This is a genomic window from Streptomyces sp. NPDC048566 (assembly GCF_043199735.1).
Taxonomy (GTDB): domain Bacteria; phylum Actinomycetota; class Actinomycetes; order Streptomycetales; family Streptomycetaceae; genus Streptomyces.
In genome coordinates, this window is the sequence record NZ_JBICWL010000007.1 from 49262 (window position 1) to 73995 (window position 24734).

Annotated in this window: 21 protein-coding genes; 7 read left to right on the plus strand and 14 right to left on the minus strand. The window is 75.4% G+C overall.

Annotated features, from left to right (window positions below; genetic code table 11):
- Positions 1-37 precede the first annotated feature (37 nt).
- From ACGFS9_RS14120 to ACGFS9_RS14155, 8 genes are all read right to left on the minus strand, one after another.
- The gene (locus tag ACGFS9_RS14120; protein WP_393253153.1) at positions 38-757 is read right to left on the minus strand and encodes a phosphoadenylyl-sulfate reductase; all 720 of its coding nucleotides are present in this window, start codon (positions 755-757) and stop codon (positions 38-40) included.
- Positions 754-933, minus strand: a complete 180-nt coding sequence (locus ACGFS9_RS14125) for a hypothetical protein (RefSeq protein WP_393253154.1) — start codon at positions 931-933, stop codon at positions 754-756. Before ACGFS9_RS14125 ends, ACGFS9_RS14120 begins: the two co-directional genes overlap by 4 nt.
- Entirely contained in the window at positions 930-2624 is a 1695-nt protein-coding gene (locus tag ACGFS9_RS14130) for a nitrite/sulfite reductase (RefSeq protein ID WP_393253155.1), read from the minus strand. Before ACGFS9_RS14130 ends, ACGFS9_RS14125 begins: the two co-directional genes overlap by 4 nt.
- Before the next feature lie 135 nt (positions 2625-2759).
- Positions 2760-2843, minus strand: coding sequence for a putative leader peptide (locus ACGFS9_RS14135; protein WP_309486338.1), 84 nt, complete (start codon positions 2841-2843; stop codon positions 2760-2762).
- A 408-nt stretch (positions 2844-3251) separates the two neighbouring features.
- On the minus strand, positions 3252-3827 hold the full coding sequence (locus ACGFS9_RS14140) for a GNAT family N-acetyltransferase (RefSeq protein ID WP_393253156.1): 576 nt from the start codon (positions 3825-3827) through the stop codon (positions 3252-3254).
- Between the two features lie 261 nt (positions 3828-4088).
- On the minus strand, positions 4089-5435 hold the full coding sequence (locus tag ACGFS9_RS14145; RefSeq protein WP_393253157.1) for a hypothetical protein: 1347 nt from the start codon (positions 5433-5435) through the stop codon (positions 4089-4091).
- A 241-nt stretch (positions 5436-5676) separates the two neighbouring features.
- Complete coding sequence (locus tag ACGFS9_RS14150; RefSeq protein WP_393253158.1) at positions 5677-6912, minus strand: GAF domain-containing protein; 1236 nt, start codon at positions 6910-6912, stop codon at positions 5677-5679.
- Positions 6913-7227: 315 nt separating this feature from the next.
- A complete protein-coding gene (locus ACGFS9_RS14155) occupies positions 7228-8862 on the minus strand; it encodes an acyl-CoA dehydrogenase family protein (protein ID WP_393253159.1) in 1635 nt (544 codons plus the stop codon).
- 17 nt (positions 8863-8879) lie between these two features.
- Here ACGFS9_RS14155 and ACGFS9_RS14160 point away from each other — a divergent pair, with 17 nt between their 5' ends.
- Both ACGFS9_RS14160 and ACGFS9_RS14165 read left to right on the plus strand, forming a co-directional pair.
- A complete protein-coding gene (locus tag ACGFS9_RS14160; RefSeq protein WP_393253160.1) occupies positions 8880-10049 on the plus strand; it encodes a YihY/virulence factor BrkB family protein in 1170 nt (389 codons plus the stop codon).
- 401 nt (positions 10050-10450) lie between these two features.
- Positions 10451-11248, plus strand: a complete 798-nt coding sequence (locus tag ACGFS9_RS14165; protein ID WP_393253161.1) for a helix-turn-helix domain-containing protein — start codon at positions 10451-10453, stop codon at positions 11246-11248.
- Between the two features lie 57 nt (positions 11249-11305).
- Here the strand turns inward: ACGFS9_RS14165 and ACGFS9_RS14170 are convergent, their stop codons facing one another.
- A complete protein-coding gene (locus ACGFS9_RS14170; protein WP_393253162.1) occupies positions 11306-11719 on the minus strand; it encodes a VOC family protein in 414 nt (137 codons plus the stop codon).
- Positions 11720-12011: 292 nt separating this feature from the next.
- On the opposite strand from ACGFS9_RS14170, the gene ACGFS9_RS14175 reads away from it, so the two are divergent.
- A complete protein-coding gene (locus ACGFS9_RS14175; RefSeq protein WP_393253163.1) occupies positions 12012-13712 on the plus strand; it encodes a carboxylesterase/lipase family protein in 1701 nt (566 codons plus the stop codon).
- A 165-nt stretch (positions 13713-13877) separates the two neighbouring features.
- Here ACGFS9_RS14175 and mmuM read toward each other — a convergent pair whose 3' ends face one another.
- Complete coding sequence (gene mmuM, locus ACGFS9_RS14180) at positions 13878-14831, minus strand: homocysteine S-methyltransferase (RefSeq protein ID WP_393253164.1); 954 nt, start codon at positions 14829-14831, stop codon at positions 13878-13880.
- A 228-nt stretch (positions 14832-15059) separates the two neighbouring features.
- On the opposite strand from mmuM, the gene ACGFS9_RS14185 reads away from it, so the two are divergent.
- Positions 15060-15662, plus strand: coding sequence for a nitroreductase family protein (locus tag ACGFS9_RS14185; RefSeq protein WP_393253166.1), 603 nt, complete (start codon positions 15060-15062; stop codon positions 15660-15662).
- Positions 15663-15861: 199 nt separating this feature from the next.
- On the plus strand, positions 15862-17730 hold the full coding sequence (locus ACGFS9_RS14190; protein WP_393253167.1) for a DUF2264 domain-containing protein: 1869 nt from the start codon (positions 15862-15864) through the stop codon (positions 17728-17730).
- Here ACGFS9_RS14190 and ACGFS9_RS14195 read toward each other — a convergent pair.
- The 3 genes from ACGFS9_RS14195 to ACGFS9_RS14205 form a co-directional block, all read right to left on the minus strand.
- Positions 17656-18150 carry a hypothetical protein gene (locus tag ACGFS9_RS14195; RefSeq protein WP_393253168.1) on the minus strand — a complete coding sequence of 165 codons (495 nt, stop codon included), beginning with the start codon at positions 18148-18150 and terminating at the stop codon, positions 17656-17658. The genes ACGFS9_RS14190 and ACGFS9_RS14195 overlap by 75 nt on opposite strands.
- 61 nt (positions 18151-18211) lie before the next feature.
- The gene (locus tag ACGFS9_RS14200; RefSeq protein WP_393253170.1) at positions 18212-19081 is read right to left on the minus strand and encodes an alpha/beta fold hydrolase; all 870 of its coding nucleotides are present in this window, start codon (positions 19079-19081) and stop codon (positions 18212-18214) included.
- 546 nt (positions 19082-19627) lie between these two features.
- Positions 19628-20878, minus strand: coding sequence for an FAD-binding protein (locus ACGFS9_RS14205; protein WP_393253172.1), 1251 nt, complete (start codon positions 20876-20878; stop codon positions 19628-19630).
- 239 nt (positions 20879-21117) lie between these two features.
- Between ACGFS9_RS14205 and ACGFS9_RS14210 the strand changes: the two genes are divergently transcribed.
- Positions 21118-22125 carry a hydroxyacid dehydrogenase gene (locus ACGFS9_RS14210; protein WP_393253174.1) on the plus strand — a complete coding sequence of 336 codons (1008 nt, stop codon included), beginning with the start codon at positions 21118-21120 and terminating at the stop codon, positions 22123-22125.
- Positions 22126-22210: 85 nt separating this feature from the next.
- Here ACGFS9_RS14210 and ACGFS9_RS14215 read toward each other — a convergent pair whose 3' ends face one another.
- Positions 22211-23059, minus strand: coding sequence for an alpha/beta fold hydrolase (locus tag ACGFS9_RS14215; protein WP_393253176.1), 849 nt, complete (start codon positions 23057-23059; stop codon positions 22211-22213).
- Positions 23060-23399: 340 nt separating this feature from the next.
- Between ACGFS9_RS14215 and ACGFS9_RS14220 the strand changes: the two genes are divergently transcribed.
- Positions 23400-24722, plus strand: a complete 1323-nt coding sequence (locus ACGFS9_RS14220) for a radical SAM protein (protein ID WP_393253177.1) — start codon at positions 23400-23402, stop codon at positions 24720-24722.
- Positions 24723-24734: the final 12 nt, after the last annotated feature.

Here is a 24734-nt window from a genome sequence, read left to right on the forward strand (position 1 = left end):
GGGTCCGCGGCGGGCGCGGCCGTGTCGGTGGTCGTCGTCATCCGTGCAGCCCGCACTCGGTCTTCGCGCGGCCGGCCCAGCGGCCCGCGCGCGCGTCCTCGCCCGCCTGCACCCGGCGGGTGCAGGGCGCGCAGCCGACGGACGCGTAGCCGTCCGCCAGCAGCGGGTTGGTGAGGACTCCGTGCTCGGCGACGTAGGCATCGACGTCGTCCTGCGTCCAGCGGGCGATCGGCGCGATCTTGACCTTGCGGCGCTTCTCGTCCCAGCCGACGACCGGGGTGTTCGCCCGGGTCGGGGACTCGTCGCGGCGCAGCCCGGTCGCCCAGGCGTCGTAGCCGGCCAGGCCCTCTTCGAGGGGCTGGACCTTGCGCATCGCGCAGCACAGGTCGGGGTCGCGGTCGTGCAGCCGCGGCCCGAACTCGGCGTCCTGCTCGGCCACGGTGCGCCGGGGGGTGAGCGTGATGACGTTGACGTCCATCACGGCCTCGACGGCGTCCCGCGTCCCGATGGTCTCCGGGAAGTGGTAGCCGGTGTCGAGGAACACCACGTCCACCCGGCCCGCGCCGGCCCGGGCGCGGGAGGCCAGGTGGGCGACGACCGCGTCCTCCATCGAGGAGGTGACGCAGAACCTCGCGCCGAAGGTCTCCGCGGCCCAGCGGAGGATCTCCTGCGCGGAGGCGTCCTCCAGTTCGCGCCCCGCCCGCTCGGCGAGGTCCTTCAGCTCCGCGTCCGTGCGTTCACGCCGAACCGCCGTCATATCTCCGTCCCTCCACGGTCGTCCTGCCGCAGGCCCCGGGACAGCAGCCCGAGGAACTTCAGCCGGAAAGCCCGGTTGCACGCCGCGCACTCCCACGCGCCGTGACCCTCCTCGCTGGGCCGCAGGTCCTCGTCCCCGCAGTAGGGGCAGTAGAACGGTGCCGCTCGCTCGCTCATGACAGCGACTCCTCGGAGGCGCGGGCGGCCCAGGCCGCGAAGCGCTCGCCGTCCTCGCGCTCCGCCTGGAAGCGCAGGAGGACCCGCTCGACGTAGTCGGGGAGCTCCTGCGAGGTGACCTTCAGCCCGCGGACCTTGCGGCCGAACCCGGCCTCCAGGCCCAGCGCACCGCCGAGGTGCACCTGGAACCCCTCGACCTGCTCGCCCCGGTCGTTCAGCACGAGCTGGCCCTTGAGGCCGATGTCCGCGACCTGGATGCGGGCGCAGGCGTTCGGGCAGCCGTTGATGTTGATCGTGATCGGCTCGTCGAACTCGGGGATGCGGCGCTCGAGTTCGTCGATCAGGGAGGCGCCGCGCGCCTTGGTCTCGACGATCGCGAGCTTGCAGTACTCGATGCCGGTGCAGGCCATCGTGCCGCGCCGGAACGACGAGGGCCGGACGGTGAGGTCGAGCGCCTCCAGGCCCTCGACGAGCGAGTCGATCCGCGACTCGTCCACGTCGAGCACCACCATCTTCTGCTCGACGGTGGTGCGCAGCCGGCCCGAGCCGTGCGCCTCGGCCAGATCGGCGATCTTCGTCAGGGTCGCGCCGTCGACCCGGCCGACGCGCGGCGCGAAGCCCACGTAGTAGCGGCCGTCCTTCTGCCGGTGCACCCCGACGTGGTCGCGCCAGCGGGCGACGGGCTGCTCGGGGGCGGGGCCGTCGACCAGCTTCCGTCCGAGGTACTCGTCCTCCAGGACCCGGCGGAACTTCTCCACCCCCCAGTCGGCGACCAGGAACTTCAGGCGGGCGCGGGTGCGCAGCCGGCGGTAGCCGTAGTCACGGAAGATCGAGATGACGCCCTCGTAGACGTCCGGGACGTCCTCCAGCGGGACCCAGGCGCCCAGCCGTTGGCCGATCTTGGGGTTGGTGGAGAGGCCGCCGCCGACCCACAGGTCGAAGCCGGGGCCGTGCTCGGGGTGGCGCACTCCGACGAAGGACACGTCGTTGATCTCGTGCGCGACGTCGAGCAGCGGCGATCCGGAGATCGCGGACTTGAACTTGCGGGGGAGGTTGGAGAAGTCCTTGTTGCCGATGACGCGGCGCTGGATCTCGTCGACGGCGGGGGTGCCGTCGATGATCTCGTCCTCGGCGATGCCGGCGACGGGCGATCCCAGGATCACGCGGGGCGTGTCGCCGCAGGCCTCGGTCGTGGACAGGCCGACGGCCTCCAGGCGCTCCCAGATCTCCGGGACGTCCTCGATGCGGATCCAGTGGTACTGCACGTTCTGCCGGTCGGTGAGGTCGGCGGTGCCGCGCGCGAACTCCTGGGAGATCTCGCCGATGACGCGCAGCTGACGGGTGGTCAGCCGGCCGCCGTCGATCCGGACGCGCAGCATGAAGTGCGTGTCGTCCAGCTCCTCCGGCTCCAGGATCGCCGTCTTGCCGCCGTCGATCCCGGGCTTGCGCTGGGTGTAGAGGCCCCACCAGCGCATCCGGCCGCGCAGGTCGCCGGGGTCGATGGAGTCGAAGCCGCGCTTGGAGTAGATCGTCTCAATGCGTGTCCGCACATTGAGACCGTCGTCGTCCTTCTTGAGCTGCTCGTTGCCGTTGAGCGGGGTGAAGTGACCCACGGCCCACTGGCCCTCGCCGCGGTGGCGGCTCACCTTGCGGCGGGGCGCGGCGTCGGGACTCTGCGGGGTGGCGGCCATGGCGATTACGTCCTTTGAGACTGCGGGACAGGGCTGTCCACGACTCCGACCTGCGCGGACGCGCCCGTACAGGGGTACGGCGCGCTACGGCGCGGGGAGTGCGAAAGGGGGGAGAAGTCGGCGCTGCTGGGCTGATCAGCTCGCCGGACAGATGGCGCTGGACATGCGGCCGAGGTCGACGTGCCGCCGACTCACCAAGGCAATCCCAGTTCCAGACATGACGGAAGCGTGTCACGCGCATCTCGGGCCAGTCCACCGTTATCCATCATGTGGACATACCTGTCCCGCATCGCGAGATGAACGTGTCGCCGGTCACAGCGCCGGCCCGTCTACCGAGGCGGGAGGGCTGGTGCGGTTGCGTGAGTTGGGGCGGGGCGGGCGGCCCCGTCGGTGGGGGAGCGAGGAACGCGGGCGCGGGAACGCGGGCGCGGTGGAGGGCGGCCGGGCGGAGGGAGGGGACGGCCGGGGCGGTGGGGGAGGGGCGCGAGGCGGAGCGAGCGGCCACCGCGTCCCCTGCCGCCCCGGCCGGCGTCCCCTGTGCCCCCTCGGCCCGCGTCCCCTGCCGCCCCGGCCCGTGTCCCGGCGCGGCGGCACGCGGGCGGGGCCCGCGTACCGGGACGCGGAGGCTCAGGCGGTGCGGGCCGCCCCGGGCCACGGCCCCGGTGTGGCCACCTCCCGCTCCTCCTCGACCCTGGTCTCGAAGAGCTTGAAGCCGCGGCGCAGGTAGTTGTCCATCGCGTGCTCCCCGTCCTTGCTGCACGTGTGCAGCCAGACCCGCTTCGTCTCGGCCCGCCCCGGCCACCGCCCGGCCAGGTCCCAGGCGCGGGCCGCCCCGTAGGACAGCAGATGACCGCCGATGCGGCGCCCGCGGAAGGCGGGCAGCAGCCCGAAGTAGACGACCTCGACGACACCGTCGTCCTGTGCGCCCAACTCGACGTAGCCCGCCGGGGTCCCCCGGTCGTAGGCGACCCAGGTCTCCACGCCCGGCTTGTCGAGGACCTCCTGCCACTGGGCGTACGTCCAGGACAGCCGGTCGGTCCAGCGGATGTCGCCGCCGACGGAGGCGTACAGGAAGCGGCTGAACTCCGGGGAGGGGACCTCGGCGCGGACGATGCGGACGTCGCCGTCGGGCGCCGGCGCGGGGAGCAGGTCGGTCGGTGCCGTCTGCTCCAGGGACCAGGTGGTCACGCTGACGTTGCTCATGCCGGTCAGGGAACCACGCGGGCGCCCGCCCATCCAAAAGGGGCCCGGACCCGGGACGGGCCCCGGCGGAGCGCCCGCCGGGCCACCGAGGTGCGTCCACCCCCGTCCCCCGGACGCCGGGTGTCGCGGCCCGAGGGCTGTCCCGTCGTCCCCGACGGGCGCACGACGACGGCCACGGCACGGTACGAGGGCGGCCCTCCGTCGTGCGACGCACCGCGTCCGACGCCGTGCGCCGATCCACCGGGGATGACGGGACGGCCCTTAGCCGACGGACGCGTCGACCGACGACAGCGGCACCGCGAACAGCACCCGCCGTGCCGCCGGGTCGGTCATCGACCACAGCTCGCCGGTCTGCGGCCAGTAGGAGAGCGCGCCCGGCCCGAGACCCCAGCAGGCGTGCGACTGGTCCGCGGTGCAGGTGGCCGCCCGCGCCCCGTCCACGTCCTGCCGCCACAGCTCGGCGTGCCGGGCGCCGCTCCCGGCCGGCCGGCCCACGTACCACCGGGACTCACGCGCTCCCGCGGCCCGGTGCGACAGGACGCCCGAGATCCCCGTGCCCTTCGTGGCGTAGGCCTCGACGGCGTCCACGCGGCCCCGGGCGTCGGCACGCAGGCCCGTCCGGTACGGGGCGGTGTCGAAGGGGTAGCGCCAGACGCGGGTGCGTTCCGCCCGGTCGGTCGCGGCCTCGGTGGCCACCAGGCTGGCCGGGGCGGTCGTACGGTCCAGGGAGAGCGAGCCGATACAGGGGGCCGCCCCGGGGCGACCGCAGGAACCGCCCTCCGGGTCGTAGGAGCCCACGGCGGGCATCACGTACCGGTAGCCGGCCGCCGAGAAGCCGCCGTCGCCGGTGCTGCCGACGGCGGCGCCGGCGACACCGGCGCGCAGTACCCGGTGCAGGTCGAACACGAGCAGGCCCTTGCCGTGCGCCGCGGTCACGATCAGCTTGTCCCGGTACCAGACCATGCCGCCGAGGCCCGCGCGGACCGCGGTGAAGTCCTTGCCTCCCGCGCTCGGCGCGACGAGCAGCACCCACCGGTAGCGGAGCGCGTCCGGGTCGGTGGCGTCGACGAACGCGACCCGGGCGAAGCCCGCGTCGCGGCCCGTGGAGGCGGTCGTGTCCGCACCGCGGGTCCAGCCCGCGAGGATCACCTTGCGGGTTCCCCAGCGCCCGGTGGCCTCCGCGTCGCCCGAGGTGGTCACCGAGCGCGGCTGCCACGCCCGGGTGCGCGCGTCCGCCCCGTCCCAGCAGTACGCGCGGGTCGCCGCCGGTTCGACGGGCAGCGCGGACCGCTCGCGCCCGGAGCAGTCGCCGGTGCCGCGCATCGTGCGGTCGGCGTCGGCGAGGACGCCCTCGACGCCGACGTTGCCGCCCATGCTGCCGCTCAGCGTGTCGAGGGATTCCCGGGAGGCGGGGTTCTCGTGCAGCCGCAGGTGCCGGGCGGCCGGGCCCGCCCGCAGTTCGGTGAGGCCGCCCGGACTGTTGCTGCCGGTCGCCTGTGAGGTGCTGATCAGGGTGGCCGCCGCGGTGAGCGCGAGCGCGGTCCCGGCCAGGGTGGCGCGCAGCGCCTGGCCTCTTCTGCGGCGACGATGCCTGCCGCGCTGCTTCATGCGTCCTCCCGACTAGGCCAACTGCCTGTTCCGCCGAGGGCGTTGACGGAGAGACCGGTGGGGTGGCCTGTGAAGGGGATGCTACGGCAGCATTTGCCGGGCCAGGACGAAGACGGCGGAAGACGCTCACCGAATACGTACACCGCCTACCCTTCCGTCCACCCGGTGGCCGCCACGGCCCCCGCCCGATGGCGCGCTCCCCGCCCGCGGACGCTCGGCCCGCCGGCGGCGTCCGGCGCGGTCACGCCCGCTCTCGTCCCGCCGCCGTCCGGGCCCCGAGCACCGCCGGGGCCGTGGAGTGCGGCAGCAGGTCGAGCGGGTCGCCGGGCAGCAGCACCTCCACCTCCACCTCCTCGCGGAACCGGTAGGGCCGGTGGTCCAGGAGCCCGGTGAGCCGGCGCCGGACGCGGGACAGTTCGGCACGGACCGTCACCGTGCGGGTCGGGTCGCCGAACAGGTCGACCGCGAGCTGCGCCGCGCTGCGCCCGGGCCGGTGCACCGCGAGGACGTAGAGCAACTCGGCGTGGCGCGGGCTCAGCGCCTGGGACCAGCTGCCCGCCGCTCCCGCGACGGTGACGCGCGGGCGGCGCGGGTCGGCGAGGTCGAGGACGATCCGTCCGGGACCGCCGGGCTCCTCCGCCTCGGTGACACGCAGCAGCCAGCCCCCCGGCATGGGCTCGGCGACACACGCCCCGAGGGTGGGCAGCCAGGCCCGGCCCGCGCCGAAGCCGTCCGGCAGCGGCACCCGGTCGAGGGGCGGCATCCCGGTCACGGCGGCGAGCCAGCCGTGCGTGTCCACCACCAGAGCCCTGCCGGGCAGCCGCGACAGCAGGGGCGCGGCGACCGCCCGCAGCCGCTCGATCGCCCTGAGGTGGCGGGTGCGCAGCTCGCTCTCGGCCAGCCGGGACACCGTGTCGACCAGGGTGAGCGTGGCCGGGTGGAACGTGGTGTCCGGGCCGGTCACGTCGACGACGCCGAGCAGGCGGCCGTCGCGCGGATCGCGGACCGGGGCGGCGGCGCAGGTCCACTCGTGCAGCGCCCGCACGAAGTGCTCGGCCGCGTGCACCTGGACCGGGGCGCCGACGCTCAGGGCCGTGCCGATGGCGTTGGTGCCGGTGGTGTCCTCGCTCCAGTCGGCGCCCTCGGACAGGCAGACGGCGTCGGCCCGGCGCAGCACGCCCGCGTTGCCCTCGCGCCAGAGCACCCGGCCCTCCGGGTCCGCGACCACCATGATCTGCCACGAGGCGTCGGCGACCGCGCCCAGTCCGGCGCTGAGCGTCGGCAGCACCTGCGCCAGGACACCGGACGACCGCCGGTGTTCGAGTTCGTCCGACGGCAGTCGGGCGCTGTCCGTTCCCTGTTCGGGATCGATGCCCAGTCGTCTCATCCGCTGCCAGGACCGGTCGATCACCGGGCGGGGCGCGAACAGGGCGCGCCCGCCCGTGACCGGCGCGGTCCAGCCGCCCTTCGCCGGCACCGGCGGAGCGGAAGCGGCCGGCGACGCGGGCGGGCCGGGGCGAAACGATGTGGTCTTCACAGGGCACTCCCGGAACGAGGACCGCGGACGAGCCACGACGCCGCCGTCCTCCCACATCGTGCCTGCTCCCGGCCCGGCCCGCGCGGACTTCGCACAAGGTGCGCAAAGGAATGCAACGGTCTGCAACTCTCGCCAACGGTCACAAGGTTCCTCGAAACTGACAGCGACGCCGCCCGAGCGGCGCCCGGGCTCCTGAACGGGGCGACAGCGGGGGTGGTGCCGTGTCGGCGCAGCACCATCCCCGCGCCGGGACCCTCAGGCCACCGGCCGGGCCCGCTCCACCACGCCGGCCAGATCCAGACTGTGCGGCAGCGTGCCGAACGCCGAGCCCCAGTCCCCGCCCAGCCGCGACGCGCAGAACGCGTCCGCCACCTCCGGCGGCGCGTACCGGACCAGCAGCGACCCCTGGAGCACCGTCGCGACCCGCTCCACCAGCCGGCGCGCCCGGCCCTCGACCCCCTCCAGGTCGGCGAGTTCGGCCAGCAGGTTCTTGATGGCCCCGTCCAGCCGGTGGTCCGCGCCGCGCGCCTGCCCCACCTCCCGCAGATAGGCGTCCAGAGCGCCCGGCTCCCGTTGCAGCGCCCGCAGCACGTCCAGCGCCTGCACGTTGCCCGCGCCCTCCCAGACGGAGTTGAGCGGCGATTCGCGGAGCAGCCGCGGCATGCCCGACTCCTCGACGTAGCCGTTGCCGCCCAGGCACTCCAGCGCCTCCGCGGCGACCGGCGTGCACCGCTTGGTCACCCAGTACTTCGCGGCGGGCACCGCGAGCCGCAGGAACGCCCGCTCCTGCTCGCCGCCGTCGTCGTAGGCCGCGGCCAGCCGCATCGCCAGCGCGGTCGCCGCCTCCGACTCCAGCGCCAGATCGGCGAGCACGTTGCGCATCAGCGGCTTGTCGAGGAGCCGGCCGCCGAACGCCTCGCGGTACGTGCAGTGGTGGACCGCCTGTGCGACGGCCTGCCGCATCAGCCCGGCCGAACCGAGCACGCAGTCCAGCCGGGTCGCCGCGACCATCTCGATGATGGTCCGCACCCCGCGGCCCTCGTCGCCCACCCGGCGCGCCCAGGTCCCGTCGAACTCGACCTCGCTCGACGCGTTGGAGCGGTTGCCCAGCTTGTCCTTGAGCCGCTGGATGCGGAAGACGTTGCGGGTGTCGTCCTCCAGCACCCGCGGCACCAGGAAGCACGTCAGCCCGCCCGGCGCCTGCGCCAGGACCAGGAAGCCGTCCGACATCGGCGCCGAGCAGAACCACTTGTGCCCGGTCAGCCCGTACGTCCCGTCCTCGGAGAGCGGCCGTGCCTCGGTGGTGTTGGCCCGTACGTCGCTGCCGCCCTGCTTCTCGGTCATGCCCATACCGAAGATCGCGCCGGGCTTCCGGGAGGCGGGCCGCAGCTCCTGGTCGTAGACGGTGGACGTCAGCCGCGGCTCCCACTCCGCGGCGAGCGCCGGGTCGGTGCGCAGCGCGGGGACCGCCGCGTGCGTCATCGACAGCGGGCAGCCGTTGCCCGCCTCGGCCTGCGACCAGACGACGAACCCCGCGGCCCGCCGCAGGTGCCCTCCCGGGCGGTTCCACGCGGCGGTCAGGCCCGCCGACACGCCCTTGCCGAGGAGCCGGTGCCAGGACGGATGGAAGTCGACCTGGTCGATCCGGTTGCCGTACCGGTCGTGGGTGCGCAGCCTGGGCGGGTTCTCGTTGGCCAGCGCACCCCACTCCTGTACCTGGGCGGAACCGGAGGACCGGCCGAGCGCGGACAGTTCGTCGCGGGCCTCGTCGAGGAGCCCTGGGTCGAGGTGCCGCTCGACCGCCTCCGTGAGGGCCCGGTCGGCGGCGAATACGTCATATCCGACCAGGGGCGGAGCCTGGTTGGTCACGGTGTGGGTGCTGGCTGCCATACGGATACGGTAAGGACGTGCACCAGGCAAAAGAAACACCTGAACGGCCCCGTCCGGGCCGGTTCCACCGCGCACGCGCGCTGTACCGGAACGTTTCGAAGCGCAGGACCGCCTGGCTGCTGCTCAAGGACACCGTCAACTCGTGCATGGAGTACCGGATCCTTGGACTGGCGGCCGAGGCCGCCTTCTTCACGCTCCTGTCCGTGCCCCCGCTGCTGCTCAGCCTGATCGGGCTGCTCGGCTACGTGGACGACTGGACCGGCGCCGCCACCATCGCCAGCCTGGAGTCCAACCTGCTGGAGGCGTCCCGCACGGTCCTCACCGAGAAGGGCGTGCACCAGATCGCCGAGCCGATCCTGCACGACGTGATGAAGGGCGGCCGGCCCGACATCATCTCCCTCGGCTTCCTCTTCGCCCTCTGGTCGGGTTCGCGCGCGGTCAACGTCTTCATCGACACCATCACCGTGATGTACGGCCTGGACGGCACCCGCGGCATCGTGAAGACCCGGGTGATGTCGTTCCTGCTGTTCATCGTGGCGCTGCTGATCGGCTCCATCGCGCTGCCGCTGATGGTGGCCGGGCCGGACGCCGTGGTGAACGTGGTGCCCTGGTCGGAGACGGTCGTGCAGGTCCTGTACTGGCCGGTCGTCATCGTCCTGTCGGTCGTGTTCCTGACCACGCTCTACCACGTCTCCGTGCCCGTGCGCTCACCGTGGGTGGAGGACGTGCCGGGAGCCCTGGTCGCCCTGGCCATGTGGGTGCTCGGCAGCTTCCTGCTGCGCATCTACCTCACCAACACGGTCGAGGGTCCCACCATCTACGGCTCGCTCGCGGCGCCCGTCGCCGTCCTGCTGTGGATCGGCGTGTCCGCCTTCGCGGTCCTGGTCGGCGCCGCCGTGAACGCCGCCATCGACCGGGTCTGGCCGGCCGCGGCCACCGCCGCGGCGCGCGCCGCCAACGAGCGGCTGCGCGAGGTCCAGGCCGCCGAGTACGTCGCCCGCGTCGCCGCGACCCGGTCCTACGACTCCGATCCGGACGATCCCGACATGCCCTCCGAGTTCCCGGAACGCTGGTCGCGCTTCCTGCCCCCCGAGGACGTGACCTCGCGGCTGCGCACCCACACGCGCAACACCCACCACGGCCACCGCCCCGAGAAGGACGCCGAGCGGCCTCCCTCCGCCGACTGAGGCGCCTCCCCGGTCCGGCCCACCGCCGGCGCCCGTCCCGTCGCTTCTCGGCGCGCCCCGGAGAGCCCCGCACGCGCTCAGCCCGCCACCGTGCCCGCCCCGGTCCGGCCGACGCTCCCCTGCCGCCCTGCCGCCCTGCCGCCCTGCCGCCCTGCCGCCCTGCCGCCTGCCGACGCTCGCTGCTTGCTGCCCGCCGCCTGCCGTGGCGGCGGGCCTTCCCCGCGCCTTCCCGTCCCTGCCCCGAGCCGGCCGCCGCGGCGCCGTCGCCCTGTGCCTGGCGCGAGGGCCGCGCGTGGTCGGCGGGGTGTCGGCCTGCGCACGGGGCCCCCGCGCCGCCCCGTCCCGGGGGTCCGGGAACGGCCGCCGTGAACGGCGCCGCGGCCCGGCGTAGCCTGGCACCCATGTACGCGGAACGGGCCTCCCGGCTGCCGGGCGCGGTCATGTGGCGCCGTCTTCCGGCGGCCGAGGCCCTGGGATCGGGGAGCGGCCCCGGGACCGCGGGCCGCCGTACCGGGGGACCGGACCACCCCGGCCCCTCCGGCTCCGCGCCCGGAGCCGTGGCTCCCGCCCCCGTCCCGGTCGCCACCGTGCTGCCGGACGGGTGCATGGACCTGCTGTGGACCCAGGGCCGCCTGCTGGTGGCCGGTCCCGACACCGGTCCCCACCGTCCCGCCGAATCGCCGGCCGGAGGCTGGGCCGGCATCCGCTTCCACCCCGGCACGGCACCCACCTACCTGGGCGTACCGGCCTGCGAACTCCGCAACCGACGGGTGGAGTTGGCCGAACTGTGGCCCGCGGCCGAAGTGCGCCGGCTGACCGGCCGGGTCGACCGCGCCGCCGACCCCGTCACCGCCCTGGAGGACATCGCCCTGCACCGGGCCGCGGACTGCGAACGGCCCGATCCCCTGCTCGCCGAGGTCGTCACCGCGCTCGGCCGGGGATGCCCCGTCGCCCGCGTCGCCGACCAACTCGGCCTGGGAGCAAGGCAGTTGCACCGGCGCTCCGTCACGGCCTTCGGATACGGCCCCAAGACCCTGGCCCGCGTCCTGCGTCTTCAGCGCGCACTCGCCCTGGCCCGCGACGGTGTGCCGTTCGCCGATACGGCCCTGCGAGCCGGCTTCGCCGACCAGGCCCACCTGGCCCGGGACGTCAGGGAGTTGGCCGGAGCGACGCTCGGTGAGCTGGTCGTGCGCCGATAGCGGCCGGCCCCGGAGCCGCCGCCCGGGGCGGGCCGGGCACTCCGGCTCCCGGGCCTGCTACGGGGTGGTGGCGGGACCTTCGGGCAGCGGGGCGAAGAGGTCCACACCGTTGCCGTCCGGGTCGTGCACGACGGCGTAGCGCATGCCCCAGAAGGCGTCCCACGGTTTCAGCTCCCCGTGGTGGCCGGCGGCGACCAGGTCGTCGTAGACGACGTCGACCTCGGCCGGTTGGCCGCAGTGGAAGGCCAGTGACGTCCGGCCGCCGCCCGAGGGAGGCCGCCAGCCGGGATGGAAGGACCGCACGGTCTCCTCCGTGTCCAGGGCGAGGCGCGTCCCGCCGGGCAGCGCGGCCTCGACGTGCGGTTGGGCCTCGGCGTCCGCGGGGAAGTCGAGCCCGAGCCGGCGGTAGAAGGCGAGCGAGGCGGCCATGTCGGAGACGACCAGGCCGATCACATCGAATCGAGGAGTCATGCGCCCACGGTAGGCAGCGTGCCGGAAGCCGGTCTTGAACGAATCGGACGGCCGGGAGAGGGGGCGGACCGGCAGCCGGGCGGACGGCGGCGGGTGCCGCGTGGTCGCCCCGGCGTTCGGGCGCCCGTGGTGCGGCCCCGGGGGCATCGCGGGGCCGTCGGGGCGCCCCGCCCCGAGCAGCCGTCCCGGGCGGGTCGCGGTATCGGCCGAACGGGGGCCGTCGGCAGGAATACCGGGGCGCGATGTGATGCTCTGATCCTTACGACGTGCGACGACGAGGAGCTGGTCCCGGATGGCGGTGGGCGCGGTGGAATCGACGGAGACGGACGGCCCGGTGGCCGCCACCCCGCACGGGCGGGTGCGCGGCCGGTACGAGCGGGGGATCGCGGTCTTCCGGGGCATCCCGTACGCCGCCGCGCCCGTCGGCCCGCACCGCTTCCGTCCGCCCGTGCCGCCCGAGCCCTGGGACGGCGTGCGGGACGCGGCGGCGTTCGGGCCGACGCCGCCGAAGCCCCCGTACTCCGAGGCCTTCGGACGTCTGCTGTCCGACCCCTGCGTCCCCGGCGACGACTGCCTGAACCTGAACGTGTGGACACCGGCCCCGGACCCCGCGGCGCGGCTCCCCGTCATGGTGTGGATCCACGGCGGCGCGCTGACCCGGGGCTCCTCGGCCGTCCCCGTCTACGACGGGCACGCGTTCGCCCGCGACGGCGTGGTCTTCGTGTCGTTCAACTACCGTCTGGGCGTGGAGGGGTACGGACTCTTCCCGGACGCCCCGGCCAATCCCGGACTGCGGGACCAACTGGCCGCGCTGGAGTGGGTGCGGGACGCGATCCCCGCGTTCGGCGGCGACCCCGACCGCGTGACCGTCTTCGGCGAGTCCGCGGGCGCCATCAGCATCGGCGCGCTGCTCGCGAGCCCGCGCGCCCGGGGCCTGTTCGCCCGGGCCGTCCTGCAGAGCGGGCCGCCCGAGGCGAGCGACCGCGACAAGGTCCGCCGGATGGTCCGCAGGATGGCGGCGCGGCTCAAGATCCCCGCGACGGCCGAGGCGTTCGCCGAGGTCGACCGGGACCTGCTGCTGCGCACCCAGGCCGACGTGGGCCGCCTCGGCAGCCCGGTGCTCGGGGGCCCCGCCTTCGGCATCGTCGTCGACGGCGATCTCGTGCCCCGGGACCCGTTGGAGGCGCTCGTCGACGGGGCCGCGGCGGACGTCGGGCTCCTCCTCGGCTGGACCCGCGACGAGTACCGTCTCTGGCTCGTGCCCGGCGGCCTCCTGGAGCGTGTCGACCGCCTCGGCCCGGTGGCCCTGGCCGGCGCGATGGCGCGCTGCCACTGCGGCCACGAGGTCCCCCGCGGATACCGCGCCCTCCACCCGGACGCGGGCACCGCCGACCTCGTCGGGCAGATGGTGACCGACCACATCCTGCGCATCCCGCTGCACCGGCTCGCCGACGCCCGCACGGACCGGCCGTCCGCCGCCGGGGACGCCGGCCCGCGGGACCGCAGGGCCCCCGCGCACGTCTACGAGTTCGCCTGGCCGTCCAACGTCCCCGGCCTCGGCGCCTGCCACGCGCTCGAACTGGGCTTCGTCTTCGACACCCCCGACGTGCCCGAGTCGGCGAAGCTCGCGGGCGAGGGGGCCCCGCAGGAACTGGCCGACGCGATGCACGGAGCGTGGGTGCGTTTCGCCGTCGACGGCGATCCCGGATGGGACGCCTGGGACTCCTCCCACCCCGTCCGGGTCTTCGGGGCCGGCGAGCCGCACACCGTGCACGGCCCGCGCGACCGTGAGATCGCCCTCTGGCAGGAGGACGCCGATCCCCCTGGCGAGCCCCCGGCCGACCCGGCGGACGGCCCCGACCGCTCCGAGGCGCCGGCCCACCGCCCCCTGAACGCGGCCACCCGCATCGCGACGCCCCTGTCGGCCGTCCGCCGCTTCCGCAGGTCGCAGGCCCGGGGCGGCCCGGAGGCGGGCGGTGTCGGACGCGCGTGAACCACGGCGGGGGGACACCCGCCGGGCGACCCTGCCGCACCGCCGGTCGGTCTCGCCGCCTTGCGGCAGCGGGGCGCCCGCCGTGTGGCACCCGCCGCGTCGTCGGCGGGGCCGGGCGACGGGCGGAAAGGTGACCAGGCCCGGTGCCGTGCCCGCCCCGCCGGACTAGGCCGTGTCCCGTACGGCCCGCGCGATCCCCGCGATCGCCTCCGGGCCCACCCGGCAGCAGCCGCCGATCAGCCGGGCGCCGGCCCGCTCCCAGGAGCCGACCCGGTCCGCCGCGAACGAGGAGTCGCCGGTCCAGGCGCGGGCCGCCGCGTCCCAGGTCTCGCCGCTGTTCGGATAGACCACGACCGGCTTCCCGGTGACCCGGGCCGCCACGGCGACCGCGGGGGCCACGTCCCCGGGCGCGCAGCAGTTGACTCCGACCCCGACGATCTCGTCCACGTCTGCCGCGAGCGCGAACGCGTCCTCCAGGGGCTGTCCCGCCCGTGTGCGGTCACCGTCGACGCTGTACGACAGCCACGCCGGTACGCCGAGCCCGCGCACGCCCCGCAGCAGGGCCCGGGCCTCGTCGGCGTCCGGGACCGTCTCCAGGGCCAGCACGTCCGGGCCCGCGGCGGCCAGCACCTCCAGGCGCGGGCGGTGGAACCGCTCCAGCTCGCCGACGCCGAGTCCGTACCGGCCCCGGTACTCGGAACCGTCCGCGAGCATCGCCCCGTACGGGCCGACCGACGCGGCCACCCACAGGGGCCGTGCGACGCCCTCCGCGTGGGCGCGCCGGGCCGCCTCGCGCGCCGACGCGACGCTCAGGCCGAGCAGCTCGGCCACCCGGCCGGGCGGGACCCCGTACCGCGCGAAGCCCTCGAACGTCGCCTGGTAGCTGGCGGTGATCGCCACGTCCGCGCCCGCCTCGAAGTAGGCGAGGTGTGCCGCGACGACCGCCTCGGGCCGGTCCGTGAGCAGCCGCGCCGACCACAGGGCGTCGCCGAGGTCGTGCCCGGCGGACTCCAGCTGGTTGGACATGCCGCCGTCGAGCACGAGCGGGCCGCCGGACAGCGCCTCGGCGAAGCCGCGCGGTGTGCCGCCGGACCGCAGGCCGGTCGCGTCGCTGGTCATGCCTCGACCCTACAGACCTGACCGGGGAGGTCCGCGGGCTCGCGACGCCCGGCACGGCACCGCGCCGCGTCGCCGCATCCCGGAGTACATCCCGTACGCGGGCGACGCTCCGCCGTGCCATGCACCGCACCGGACGCCGTGACTCCGGCGAACCCTTCCGGCCACGGCACCAGCCGATCCGGCCGGCGCCCTGCCCGGGGGCGGCCGGGGGTGGCAGGATCTGCCGCCATGGAATTCTCCGAGGTGGTTCGTCGCCGCCGTATGATCCGGCACTACTCCGACAAGCCCCTGACGCCGGACACGGTGGAACGCGTCCTCGCCGCCGCGCTGCGCGCGCCCTCCGCCGGGTTCTCCCAGGGATGGGCGTTCCTCGCGCTGACGGAGCCGGCCGACCGCGCCCGGTTCTGGCCCTTCGTGCCGACCCGGGTGGAGCAGACGCCGACCATGCAGGACGCCCCGCTGGTCGTCGTCCCGCTCGCGCACAAGGCCGCCTACCTGGAGCGCTACGCCGAGCCGGACAAGGGCTGGGAGGACCGTGCGGAGGCCCGCTGGCCCGCTCCCTACTGGTTCGTCGACACGGGCATGGCGTCGCTGATGATGCTGCTGACGGCGGTCGACGAGGGCCTGGGTGCCTGCTTCTTCGGCATCATGCCCGAGCAACTGGAGCCCTTCCGAGCCGAGTTCGGCATTCCCGAGGAGTACGCGCCGATCGGCGGCATCACCGTCGGTCATCGGGCGGACGACGTTCCCCCGCAGAGCCCCCGCGTCGAGGAGCGCCGGCGGGGTGCGGCCGAGGTCGTCCACCGGGGGCACTGGGGGCTGCACGGCTGATCCGGGCGCGGCGTTCGACGGGGGACGGCCCCCAGGGTCTGGAAAGCGCTTGCCGCGACGCGGTAGCGTCCCGTCCCCGGGGCGCCCCGTCCCCGGGAGCCCGCCGTGGGGCCGTCCCCGCTCACCGGTGTCCCGTCGCCCCGCACGCCCGTCCCCGAGCCGGCCCCGTCCGCCGGCCCCCGAGAAGGGAAGCCCGCCGATGCCCGACGAGCCCGCGGCGGACCGGACCGTCAGCCCGTACACCGGCCGCACGCGAGCCCACTGGGAGGCGGTCGCCGACACCCTGCTCGCCTCCGTCGCGCCCTACGCGACCGACACCGGCGCCCTCTACCACCTCCCGGGGACGCGCACGAGCGCCTCCGGGCGGCTCTCCGACGGCCTGGAGGGCTACGCGCGCACCTTCCTGCTCGCCGCCTTCCGCCGGGACGAGACGGTCCTGGAGCGGTACGCGGACGGGCTCGCCGCCGGAACGGCGGGCGTCTGGCCCCGCATCGCACACCGCAGTCAGCCGCTGGTGGAGGCCGCGTCCGTCGCCCTCGCGCTCCGGCTCACCCGCCCCCTGCTCTGGGACCGCCTGGAGGACGGTGTGCGGCAGCGGGCCGCCGCCTGGCTCGGGGACGCCCTGACGGCCGAACCCTGGCCCAACAACTGGGAGTTGTTCCCCGTCACGGTCGGCGGCTTCCTCCACGAGGTCGGCCACGAGCCCGCCCTCGCGCGATCGGTGATCGACCGCGGCCTGGAGCGCGTCGAGCAGTGGTACCGCGGCGACGGCTGGTACACCGACGGCGACGGCCGCAGGTTCGACCACTACAACGGCTGGGCGCTGCACTTCTACCCGGTGCTGCACGCCCACCTCGCGGGCGACAGCCGCCTGCTCGACCTGTACGGCGGCCGGCTGGAGGACCATCTCGCCGACCAGGCGCGGCTGTTCGGCGGCGACGGGGCCCCGATGATGCAGGGCCGCTCGCTGACCTACCGGTTCGCCGCCACCGCCCCGCTGTGGCTCGGAGCGCTCACCGGCCGGACACCGCTGTCACCGGGCGCGACCCGGCGCCTGGCCTCGGGTGCCCTGCGCTACTTCCTCGACCGGGGCGCGGTGGACGACCGCGGCCTGCTCACCCTCGGCTGGCGCGGCCCCGACGAGGCGGTGCTCCAGAACTACTCCGGCCCCGCCTCGCCGTACTGGGCGGCCAAGGCGTTCGTCGGTCTGCTGCTGCCCCCGGAGCACGCGGTGTGGACGGCGCGCGAGGAGCCGGGCCCCGCCGAGCGCACCGACGCGGTCACCCCGGTCGCGCCCGCCAACTGGCTCGTCCAGTCGACGTGTTCGGACGGTCTGGTCCGGCTGCACAACCACGGCAGCGAGGACACCCGCTACGACCCGTACTACACGCGGCTCGCCTACTCGACCGTCACGGAGCCCTCGCCGGCCCCCGACAACAGTGTGATCGTCGGCGGCGACGCGAGCCGGACGGGCATCGAGCCGCTCGGCGCCGGAGAGGACTGGGCGGCGTCCCGGCACACCGTCTCGGCGGGTGTCACGGTGGCCTGCCTCGTCGTCGCACGGGGAGCGGTCGAGGTGCGGGCCCACCTGGTGGCGGGCGCGGCCGAGGGCACCGGGGTGCGGATCACCGGCTGGGCGGCGCGGGACGGCGTGCGCGGCGAACTCCGCCCGGACCACGGTCTGTCGGGCGGGGGGACGGCGGCCGACGGGCCACCCGCCGCGGCCCTCGGGACCACCGGCCCCGGCGCCTCCCTCTTCGTCGCCCTGGTCCGGCTGACCGCCGACCCGGACCCCGAACCCCTCGCCGGCCTGGTGTCGGTGCGGGTGACGCGGGTCGCGGACGCGGAGCCCGGTGGTCACGACCTCACGGTGAGCTGGGCGCCGGACGACGAGCGGCGCTTCCGGTTCACCGTCTCCGGCGGCTCCTCGCCGAGCACCCGCGTCGGGGCCGTGCCCGCGGCGGCGCGGGCGACCGACGGCGAGGACCGGGAGCTACCGGCCGGCGCCGCCGAGCCCGGGGACGTGCGCCCGCGAGGCGGCCATGAAGTCGTAGATCACCGTCCGTGACGCGTCCCGCGCCGCGTCCAGGTCCGGCCGTGTGGTCGCGCTCGATATGCGGTCGGCCTCCTTGAGCGCCCGCCGCCCGAGGGCGTCCAGCGCGGGGGAGTTCGTGAGGAGTTCGGCGCGGAACATCGCCTCCATCGCCGCCGTCCTCGACCGCTGCGCCTCACCGTGCAGCAGGCTCACCTCCGACGGCTCCCGCCGCCGGTCGCCGTGCCGCGCGAACCAGTGGTCGAGCTGGCTGCGCCGGTAGGCCGCCAGCGCCCCGCCGAACGCGCAGTAGGCGTCGATGCGTTCCTGCCGGAGCCGTTCGCCGCGCGTGAAGCGTTCCGTCCGCACCACGGTGCGCTGCTGAAAGAGGTGGGACGCCGCCGCACCCAGCAGCGTACCCAGCACGGCTATGACGCTCGTGAGGACAACTTCCATGGCTCCAGACAATCATGGGACCGGGCGCTCGAACGGAGGAGGACCGTGCCGGCCTGCCCGCTCACCCGCCGGTCGGAGCCGTCAGCGCCTCCGCGAGCCGGTCCGCGAACCGTGCCGGGTGCTCCAGGCAGCCGAGGTGGCCGCCGGGGAACTCCAGCAGGGGCGCCGCCGTCGCCGCGGCGAGGGCCGCGGCCGTGCGGTGCGGGAGCTGCCCGTGCGAGGTGCTGCCCGCACCCACGGTCAGCCGGCCGGCCCGCGCCCTCAGGACGTCCAGGTCCGGATCGCGGGTGGCGAACGGGCGCAGCACGTGCGCCAGGAAGACGCCCGCCGGGGTGTCGGCCATGTGCTCCGCGGGCCCGTCGGCCGGTGCGGCGGGTGCCTCCTCGCCGTCCCGCGCCGCGGGCTCCGCGCCCGGGCTCCGGCCGCTCCCCGGCGCTCCGGCTTCGAGACCCGCGGCCAGCCGCGCCATGGCGACCGCGGTGCCGCGCGTGCGGCAGAGCGCGTCCACCTCCTCGATCATCGCGCGCTGCGCCGGGGCGTCCGGGAGCACCGCGACACTCGGCGGTTCGTGGGCCACCACCCGGCGCAGCCGTTCCGGGTGCCGGGCCAGCAGGTCGAGGGCGACGATCCCGCCCGAACTGGTCCCGAACACGTACGCCGACTCGCCGTCCGGGAGGACGGAGGCGAGGAGGCGGTGGGCGTCGTCGCTCCAGTCCTCGACGCGCTGGTCGCCGACCGGGCCGTCCAGGGGGGTGCGCGACAGGCCCAGGGGGTCGAAGGTCACCACGGTGAACCGCTCGGCGAGCCGCTCGGTGAGGCCGTCGAGCCCCATCGGGTGGCCGGCCCCGCCGGGGACGACGAGCAGCACCGGACCGGTGCCGCGCGTCGTGTGGTGGGAGGCCCGCCCGTTCTGGCGCCCGGGTCCGGTCATCGTTCGCGTCCTCGCTCCTGTGCGGTGGTCCGTGGTCCGTGGTCCGTGGTCCGCGGGCCGGTCGCCCGGTCCCGCCGCGGGCGGGCGCGGTGCCGTCCCGGCCGCTCCACCGGCAGATCATAGGTGCGGCCGGCGGCCCGCTCCACGGCATGACGCCCGCGCTGCCGGGCACCCCCGGCGGAACCGGCCCGGGCGCCGCCCCGGCCGATGTCCGGCACCGCCCACCGCGGCGCGGGACGGCGGCAGCTCCGCCCGAAAGGCCGGTCCGCCCGGGCCGGACGGGCCCGGTGCCGTGTCGGAAGTCGGAGGGGAACGCGGCCGATTCCGGGCGGAGTCGGCCACGGCGGGAGGACAACCGGCCCGCACCAGCGGGCACCGACGCCCTGCCGTCCCCCGTCCGGCGCGACCCGGACCACGCGGCCGGGCATCGGGTCCGGGGAAGGACACGCCTCTCCCGGCCGATGCGCGGGCCGGCCCGTCGACCCCCGGTCCGGCTCGGGTTCGGCTCGGTCCGGTGCCGCGGTCCCGGCACCGCGGCCCGGTCGCTCAGGCGCGCGGAGGCAGGACGTCCGCCACGAAGGCGTTGGTGAACGTCCCGGCCGGGTCCAGGACGTCCACCAGCGCCCGGAACCGGGGCAGCAGCGGATGGCGTCGGCGCAGCGTCGCGGCCGGCACGGTGAAGACCTTGCCCCAGTGCGGGCGCGGCGCGAACGGCTCCAGGGCCCGCTCGACCCGCCGCACCACCGGCAGCACCGCCTCGGTGTCGTCCACCCAGGTGAAGTGCAGGGCCACGCTGTCGCGCCCGTACGCCGGGCTCAGCCACTGGCGGTCGGCGGCGACGGTCCGCACCTCGCAGATCCGCAGCGGCGGCGCGATCGTCGCGCGGATCGCGTCCAGCGCGCCGAGCGCGGCCGGCGCGTCCTCGCGCGCCAGCAGGTACTCGGACTGGAGCTCCGCACCGCTGCTCGGGGTGAACTCGGCCCGGAAGTGCGGCAGCCGCTCGTGCCAGGGGCCCGGCACCCCGAGCTGCCCGGTGCAGTTGACGGCCGGCATGCCCGGCACCGGATGCACGGCCCGCGTCGCGGGCGCGGCCCACGGGAAGTCCGGCGACGGCCGGTCGGTGCGCCGCTTGAGCCACACCTGGCGGAAGCCGGGCCGCCGCCAGTCCGTGAACAGGCTGACGCTGTACGCGCTGGACATGACCGCCTCGAAGTCCAGTCCCTCCAGGGGGAGTTCGGTGAACACGTGCTGGGTCACCGCGAAGGCCGGCTCCAGGTCGAGGGTGAGGGCGGTGACCACGCCGAGGGCGCCGAGAGAGGTCACCGCACCGTCGAACCGGTCGTCCCCGCGGCCGATCGTCACCGTACGGCCGTCGGCGGTGACCAGGTCGATCTCGCGGACGGCGGACGCCAGCGGTCCGTTGGCCACGCCGGAGCCGTGGGTGCCGGTGGCGACCGAGCCCGCCACCGAGATGTGCGGCAGGGACGCCATGTTGTGCAGCGCCAGTCCCCGCGCGTGCACCGCGCGGGCGAGTTCGGCGTAGCGGACACCGCCGGACACCCGCACCGTGCGCGCCGCGGTGTCGACGTCGATCGCCTGCGGCAGCGCGGACAGCGACAGCAGCACCCCGCCGGGGCCCGGTTCGGCGATCTCGTTGAAGGAGTGCCCGCTGCCCAGCACCCGCACCCGCGGGCTCCGCGCGACCAGCGCGGCGAGCGCGCCGAGCGAGGCGGGCCGGTGCAGCCGAGCGGCCGTGTACGTGATGTTGCCGGCCCAGTTGGTCAGCGTTCCCGTCATCCTGCGTTCCTCCCCGGGTGCCCGCCGCCCGCGTGGTGACCGCCCGGCGGGACCACCGCGCCGGTCCGCCCGTCCGGCGTACCTCTCCGTTGACCCTCTCACGCCCCGCGCCCTACCGTAGAGAGCGGTTGCTACGAGGGCGGGGCCGTCTCCGCCGAAGACCGTGCGACGTCCCCGGGGCCTCGTGTCCGTCCGACGCGAGCGGCGCCGGCGGCGTCGGCCGAACCGGAGGGCCCGCCGTGCCGCACCGTCCCGTCGCGATGTTCGCCATGACGGCCGAGAACGTCCCGCGGGTCTTCCCCGCCGAGGCGCTCGCCCGGCTGCGCGAGCTGGTGGACGTCGATCCCGCCCTGGTGGCGGAGGACTTCGGCGATCCCCGGGTCCGCGCCCGGCTGGCCCGCACCGAGATACTGATCACCGGCTGGGGCTGTCCCGTCCTCGACGCCGCGGTGCTGGACGCGGCTCCCGGACTGCGGGCCGTGCTGCACGCCGCGGGTTCCGTGAAGGGGTTTGGCACGCCGGCGCTGTGGGACCGCGGCGTGCTCGTGTCGTCGGCCGCCGCGGCGAACGCGCTGCCCGTCGCCGAGTACACGCTGGCCATGATCCTGCTCGCGGGCAAGGACGTCTTCGCGTGCCGCGACCGCCTCCGGGAGGAACGGGCCTTCCCCCGCGGTCGCGTGCACCCCCGCGCCGGCAACTTCCGCCGCCGCGTCGGCGTCGTCGGCGCCTCCCGCGTCGGCCGGCGCCTCGTCGAGCTCCTGGCCCCATTCGACCTGGAGGTGAGCCTCGCCGACCCGTACGTCGACGAGGCCGGGGCGGCGGCGCTCGGCGTCCCGCTGCTGCCGCTCGACGCGCTGCTGGTCGGCAGCGACGTCGTCACCCTGCACGCCCCCGGGACCCCGGAGACCCGGCATCTCCTCGGCCGCCGCGAACTCGCCCTCATGCGGGACGGATCGGTGCTCGTGAACACCGCGCGCGGCTCGCTCGTCGACCACGGCGCGCTGGTGCGGGAGCTGCGGTCCGGCCGCATCGGCGCGGTCCTCGACGTCACGGACCCCGAGCCGCTCCCGGCGGACTCACCGCTGTTCGACCTCCCGAACGCCGTGCTGACCCCGCACGTCGCCGGCTCCCAGGGCAACGAGGTCGCCCGGCTCGGCGCGACGGTCCTGAGCGAACTGGAGCGCCTGCTGTCCGGCGGCGGGCTGGAGTTCCGGGTGGAGGCGACGGACCTGGCGCGGACGGCCTGACGCACCGGGCCGCCCGCCCGCGCCCCGCGCCCGCCCGGCGGACGGGCCCCGGACCCGGCCGCGCCCCTCCGCCGGGCGCGAGCCGCTACCCGGCCGTCCGGTCGAGGAAGCCGGCCGTCGTCCGGACGAACCGCTCCGCGTCGTCCAGCCACGGGAAGTGCCCGGCCCCGGGCTGCACGACCAGCTCCGCGTCCCGGAAGACGGCCGCGAGGGCGGCGACCGCCGCGGGCGGCGAGTTCAGGTCGACCTCTCCGGCGAGCAGCAGCACCGGACACGTCAGCCGGGCGAGCGCGGCCCGGGTGGTGTCCGGGGTGAACGCCCCGTCGCCGTAGCGGCGGGCGGCCTCCGCGTTCCGGTGGCCGTCCTCCGCGGCCCGGTGCGCCCGGGCCGCCTCGTCCCAGCGGCCGTACCAGAACGGGGCGATCGCTTCGAACGCCTCGGCGTCCCCTTCCCCGGCCATGATCCGCTCCAGCGCTGCGGACGCCGTGGGGAACCAGGGTTCCGCGTGCCGCAGCCGCGCCGTGTCCCGCCGGACCTCCGCGCTCACCTCCACGCCGACGGCGTGGGCGCTGGGGGCGATCAGCGCGAGCCGCCCGACCCGGTCGGGACGGCGTTCGGCGTACAGCGCCGCCAGGTTCGTGCCCGCGGAGTGGGCGAGGAGGTCCAGCCGGTCCAGGCCGAGGTGCCCCCGCAGCGCCTCCACGTCGTCCACGAGACGGTCGCAGCGGTAGGTGGCCGGGTCCTCGGGGACCGCCGATCCGCCGGTGCCCCGCGGATCGGCGAGGATCAGCCGCCGGCGGGCCGCGAGGCCGCCGAGATCCCCGAGGTAGGCGCAGTCCTGCATGGGACCGCCCGGCAGGCACACCAGGGCAGGGCCCTCCCCGCGCACCTCGTAGGCCAGTTCCGTCCCGTCGTACGCGGCGAAGGTCTCCATGGCCCGGACTCTGGCAGCGCGGGGCCCGCGGGGCAAACGACTTCCGCCGACCCGGAGGCCGGCGCCGTCGGGGGAGCGGGCCGCCGGCCCGTCCGCTCGCCCGGCCCGGCGGGACCTGCTCCGGGCCGGGGTGGGGGACGGCCCCGGCGCCGCGCGGGCCCGGGCCGTCCCCCACCCCGGCCCGCCTCCTTTCCTTTGGCGCCCGGACCGCCCGGCCGCCGCCCGCCCCGGGCCGCGTCGCGCGCCGCGAGGGGCCCCGGCCGGGCCGGCGCCGGGGCGGGGGCATACCGTGAGGAGTCGAACAGGACAGACGAAGCAGGTCGGGAGCGAGGAGAACGGGATGGGCAGCCGCACCGCGCTGGTCGAGGATCTGATGGAGCGGTTCCCGCACGTGCCGCGGGAGGCCGTCTTCAAGGAGGACCTGCTCCGCGGGGGTGTGGCCTTCGACGCCTCGGCTCTCAGCGACAACGAGAACGGCGAGGTCAAGCCGAAGTCGTACTTCATCTTCTCCTTCGACCACGGCACGCTGCCCGAGCTGGGCGAGGCCGCGCTGCGCCGCCCGCCCGAGGAGATCATCCTCACCGGCGGCCCGTACGACCTGCGGCGCACCGTCGTCTCCGTGCGGGTCAACCCGTCCTCGCCCTACCGCGTCGCGGCCGACGGGGACGGCGTCCTCGGGCTCTACCTCGACGGGAAGCGGATCTCCGACGTCGGCGTGCCGCCGATGCCCGAGTACTACCGGCACACCCTCTCCAACGGGAAGTCCGTGATGGAGGTGGCGCCCACCATCCAGTGGGGCTACCTCATCTACCTCACGGTCTTCCGGGTCTGCCAGTACTTCGGCGCCAAGGAGGAGTGCCAGTACTGCGACATCAACCACAACTGGCGCCAGCACAAGGCGGCGGGCCGCCCCTATACCGGCGTCAAGGACGTGGAGGAGGTCCTCGAAGCCCTGGAGATCATCGACCGGTACGACACCGCGAAGGCGTCCACCGCCTACACGCTGACCGGCGGCGCGATCACCAGGACCGTCGCGGGCCGCGACGAGGCCGACTTCTACGGGCACTACGCCAAGGCCATCGAGGAGCGGTTCCCGGGACGCTGGATCGGCAAGGTCGTGGCCCAGGCGCTGCCCCGCGACGACGTGCAGCGGTTCAAGGACTACGGCGTGCAGATCTACCACCCCAACTACGAGGTGTGGGACCGCCGGCTGTTCGAGCTGTACTGCCCCGGCAAGGAGCGCTACGTCGGCCGCGACGAGTGGCACAAGCGCATCCTCGACTCCGCCGAGATCTTCGGCGCGCGCAACGTGATCCCCAACTTCGTGGCGGGCGTCGAGATGGCCGAGCCGTTCGGTTTCACCAGCGTCGACGAGGCCATCGCCTCGACGACCGAGGGGCTGCGCTTCTTCATGTCCCACGGCATCACGCCCCGCTTCACCACCTGGTGCCCGGAGCCGACCACCCCGCTCGGCAAGGCCAACCCGCAGGGTGCCCCGCTGGAGTACCACATCCGCCTGCTCGAGGCGTACCGCGCCACCATGGACGACTTCGGCCTCACGTCGCCCCCGGGGTACGGGGAGCCCGGCCCGGGGCGCGCGGTCTTCTCGGTCAGCTCGTTCATGGACAGCCTGCCCGCGGCGGAGCCCGCCTCCCGGCCCTGACCGCCCCGCACC